Raw genomic sequence first — 4,208 nt, forward strand, 5'->3', positions numbered from 1 at the left:
GGCAGCACCCCGGTGCCCGGCGGCGCCACGGCTCCTGGTGGCACCACAGGTCCCAGCGGCCCCATGGATCCCAACGGCCCGCAGGCGGGTGGCCCGAGGCAGGGCGGCGACCCGGAGGTGGGCGGCGTGGCCGCCGGTGGGTCCGAGGCCGGTGGTGGGGGCTCCAACTCCCTGGAGGGGCACGACAGTTACTCCGAAAGGGCGGAGCGGCTGCCGGGCTCGGGAGCGCCGCGTGCCGGGGGCACCGGCAAGCTGTCCGGATTCCGCGCCCAAGGCGTGCTGGCCCGCGGCCCCGCCGCCGTATGCGGCCCGGAAGTGTCCTCCCCCGCAGGGGTCACGGCGCAGACGTGCGTGCTCAGTCAGGAAGGCCACACCTGGGGCCGTATGTACTACCGGAACACCGGTGGTGCCGCGCTGCGCGGCGTGCTGACGCTGATGCGACCGGACGGGCGGACGGTGCAGGTGCACTGTGTGGTGGCGGAGGGGCCGGCGCTGTGCGAGACACCCCGGCAGCGCACGGTGCACCCGGTGGGGGACGAGCCGCCGTACCACGCGGTGGCGGAGATCGCGCCGCCCGGTGAGGACGTCCTGCTGCTGCGCGCGGGGAGCAACCCACCCGACGCGTTCGCTGACTGACCCGCGGCTCCGGAGGTGCGGACCGGAGGCGCGGAGGCGCCGCCCGGACATGCAGACGCCCGGTCGCTGGCGACGGGGGATGCACCAGCGACCGGGCTCCAAGAACCGTAACAAGAGATTGGCCGTTCGCAAATTCCGGCGTTCCTTTTCAGACGCGGATTTACCTGTTGGGGCCGGGAGTTGTGACCGGAATCACGGTTCTTGAGTGTTCAATTACCTCGTGGCCGACCCGGGTCACCGGGTGTCACCGCCGGACAGGGCGGTGACACCCGGGAGCGCGGGACGCCGGCCGGTGTCAGCGAGGTGCGGGCCGGCGTCAGCTGAGCGTGATCTGCCGGTTGGCCAGACCGCTGCGGGCGCGGCGCGCCTCGCCGCTGAGCGGGGAGCCGTCCGCGAGCGCCTCGGAGAGCCGCTCGGCGAAGGCCGCGGCGGGCTTCTCGCAGTCGTCCGCGGTCATCTCGGTCGGCAGGTCCCAGACGGGGACCAAGAGGCCGTGCGCCCGGAACGAACCGACCAGCCGGGTGCCCGCGCCCAGCGACGAGGCGTCGGCGGCGTGCAGCCGTGCCAGCGCGTCGAGCAACGTGTCCTCGGCGTGGGGCATGACCCAGCGCAGGTGGTTCTTGTCCGGGGTGCGGCACCAGTAGGCGGCCTCGACCCCGGTGAGCCGCGCGGTGGGCAGCGCCGCCGAGTTGGCCCGCTCCAGGGAGGCCGCGACCTCCGGGGTGGCGTTCTCCACGTCGGTCAGCCAGAACTCGAAGCCGCTGTGCACCTCGGGCACCAGGGGGGCGGAGGCGTCGAGCAGGTCCTGGAGGCGCGGCGCCTCACCGCTGGTGCGCTCGGCGGCCACCGGGTTGCCCGGCTCGGCGCTCAGCGCCCGCCGCAGCACGTCGGCCAGGTCGCGGCTGATGTCCCCGGAGGCGGTGTCGTTCTGCAGCCCCAGCATCACGGAGCCGTCGTCGCGGCGCAGCGCGGGCCACGCCATCGGCAGCACGGTGGCCAGGGTGACCGACGGGACGTCGTCGGGCAGTCCACCGGAAAGGGTGAGCGGCGCGGTGGCGGCGGGCACCAGCTCGCGCAGGGCGACCCAGTCGCACTCGCCGGGCAGCCCCTCGAAGGGACGCCGGACCAGCTCCGTCACCGCCTGCGCGGCGGCTCGCCCGTGGCAGCCCTTGTAGCGGCGCCCGGAGCCGCAGGGGCACGGCTCGCGGCCACCTACGACCGGTACCTCCCCGTCGACGAGCTGCGGCTGGGAAGCCTGGGGCTGGGGGCGGCGCTTCTTGGCCATGCGCGGGTCTCCGAGTCGTGACAAACCGGGGTGATATCAACCTGGCAACGGGCAGAACTGTTGCGCGCGAGCCTAGCCCGTCCGACCGGCCGAGCGGGCTCGGCGGCTCGGGCGCGCCCGTCGCCCCCGCGGAAGCGGCGGCTTGCCGGGACGTCGGCTGCACGGGAGGCGTCGGCTGTGCGGGGCGCGCGGCCTGTCTGGAACGTCGGCTGAGCGGGGCGCGCGGGCTCAGGCGAGTTCGTCCACGCCCTCGAGGTCGATCAGGGCGAAACCGCCGGACGAGTCCAGGGCGTCGCCGCCGGCGACGACCGCCCACACCGTGACGCCACCCTCGCCGCCGTCCTCCTCGCGCACGCCCCAGTCCCGGGCCAGTGCGGTGATGATGGACAGCCCCCGACCGCCGTGCGCGGTCACCGAGGGAGTGGCCGGAAGCGGTCGGGTCGGACCGCCGCCGTCGGTGACCGAGATGGTCAGCTCACCGCCGGCCGTCCGGCACCACTCGGCGCGTACCCGCTCGTCGGGCAGCAGCGGCCGGGCGTGCCGGCATGAGTTGCTCAGCAACTCGGAGAGGATCAGGACGGCGTCGTCCACGACCGCTTCGGGCGCGCCGCTGGCGCGCAGATCGTCCCGTAGTCGCCGTCGTGCCGGCCCCACGCCCGCGGGCCCATGGGGCACGGCCATGGCCGACGAAGTCGGCACCTGTTGTGCCACCACCCACGCCACCCCCGAGACCTCCTTAGTCGCCCCACGCCACGGGAAGAATGCCCCGGCCCACGTGACCGGAAACCGTCCCGAGGTGCCCGGTTGACGCACTCGTCACCTTTCCGCACCCACGGGATGCGCCGGAGCACTACGGGTGACGGATGACCGAGTGCCGCGTCCCTGTGCCCGCGGATGCCCGTACGGGGTCTGCGCGCCGGCGCGGTACGGACCGCGTCCGCACCGGTGCGCGGTCGTCGGCGCGGGGTGGTCGTCGGCGGGGCGTGGCGGGTGGCGGCGGGGCACGGTGGTGCGGGCATGGCGCGGGCGGTGCGCGGCGGGGCGGGGGCCCGTGGTCAGCGGCGACTCAGCTCCGACAACTGCTCCACCACCTGCCGAGGACGGTTGGTGATCATGGCGTCCACGCCGAGCCGTGCGCAGAGTTCGACGTCCAGCGGGTCGTCCACCGTCCACACGTGGACCTCGTGGCCGGCTCGCTGAGCGTGGATCACGTACCCCGGGTTGTTGCGGATGATGCGCATGCTCGGACCGGCGATGCCCACCCCCGGCGGCAGCCGGCCCTCGCGGTGCCGGCGCAGCAGGAGCTGCATCAGGTACACGGTCGGCAGGTGGGGTGCGGCGGCCCGGATCCGGTGCAGGGAACGGGCCGAGAAGCTCATCACCCGTACCGGCGAGTCCAGTTCGTACTCCTTGAGCAGGCTGAGCAGCTTCTCCTCTACCTGCCCGGCCCAGCGGGTCGGATGCTTCGTCTCGATGGCCAGCGCCACCGGCCGTCCGGCCGCGGAGGATTCCTTCACCAACCGAAGCAGCCGCTCCAGGGTCAGCACCGACGTCTGCTCCCGGTCCTCGGTCTCGGGCTGCTCGAAGTCGTCCTTCCACGAACCGAAGTCGAGCGCGGCCAGGGCGGACAACTCCAGCTTGGACACCGCGCCGCGTCCGTTGGAGACCCGGTTCACCCGGCGGTCGTGCACGCACACCAGGTGCCCGTCGGCAGTCAGCCGCACGTCGCACTCGAGGGCGTTCGCACCGTGCTCGATCGCCCTGCGGTAGGCGGCCAGGGTGTGTTCCGGCGCGTCCTCTGAGGCGCCGCGATGGGCGATGACGGCGATTTCGGAAGGATGTTTCCCGGCGCTGCCGGAGTGAGGTCGCACCCGGTCATCGTGCCACTGGCCGGCACCGCCGCGGGACCGGGGCGGGCAGGCGCGGCACCGTCCTGCGGTGAAGTCTCCCTCTCGTGACGAATGTCCGGGGTAAGGGGCGCGGGGGAGGGGTAACCGGATGGCTTACGCCGCCCTGACACACGATGGGAAAAGCTGATTGCACACTGGGCTACAACAAGTCCGCCCACCATGTCTGTCGTGTACCTGAGGAGATCGCTGTGAGCACCGAGCACGAGGGCGCCGACCGGTCGCCGCAGGCGGGCCGAGCCGAAGAACCGGCACCCGCCGACCGCGTGCAGCCGGTCGCGCCGCAGAGCGAGCCCCGCGAGGGGGCCTCGCCGTCCGACTCCACCACCCAACTGCGAAAGACCAGCGCCGACCCGCACCACCCCGCGCCCCCCGCTGAA

The 4,208-nt window shown here is 73.5% G+C and carries 5 protein-coding genes; 2 read left to right on the forward strand and 3 right to left on the reverse strand.

The window, feature by feature from the left end; genetic code table 11:
* Positions 1 to 636 (forward strand): hypothetical protein (locus tag ACYVE9_RS17645; protein ID WP_461028838.1); only part of this gene is annotated, 636 nt, incomplete at its 5' end.
* 316 nt (positions 637 to 952) lie between these two features.
* Here ACYVE9_RS17645 and ACYVE9_RS17650 read toward each other — a convergent pair.
* From ACYVE9_RS17650 to ACYVE9_RS17660, 3 genes are all read right to left on the reverse strand, one after another.
* A complete protein-coding gene (locus ACYVE9_RS17650; protein ID WP_461028839.1) occupies positions 953 to 1,921 on the reverse strand; it encodes a DUF5926 family protein in 969 nt (322 codons plus the stop codon).
* 228 nt (positions 1,922 to 2,149) lie between these two features.
* Positions 2,150 to 2,734, reverse strand: coding sequence for an ATP-binding protein (locus ACYVE9_RS17655; protein ID WP_461028840.1), 585 nt, complete (start codon positions 2,732 to 2,734; stop codon positions 2,150 to 2,152).
* Positions 2,735 to 2,976: 242 nt separating this feature from the next.
* A complete protein-coding gene (locus ACYVE9_RS17660) occupies positions 2,977 to 3,792 on the reverse strand; it encodes a glycerophosphodiester phosphodiesterase (protein ID WP_461028841.1) in 816 nt (271 codons plus the stop codon).
* A 227-nt stretch (positions 3,793 to 4,019) separates the two neighbouring features.
* On the opposite strand from ACYVE9_RS17660, the gene ACYVE9_RS17665 reads away from it, so the two are divergent.
* Positions 4,020 to 4,208 (forward strand): hypothetical protein (locus tag ACYVE9_RS17665; protein WP_461028842.1); only part of this gene is annotated, 189 nt, incomplete at its 3' end.

This window comes from Streptomyces sparsus (assembly GCF_054776295.1).

What these genes read in the sequence shown, in the direction of transcription:
- ACYVE9_RS17650 (WP_461028839.1), bottom strand. Translation starts at nt 1,921, where the DNA reads ATGGCCAAGAAGCGCCGCCCCCAGCCCCAGGCTTCCCAGCCGCAGCTC.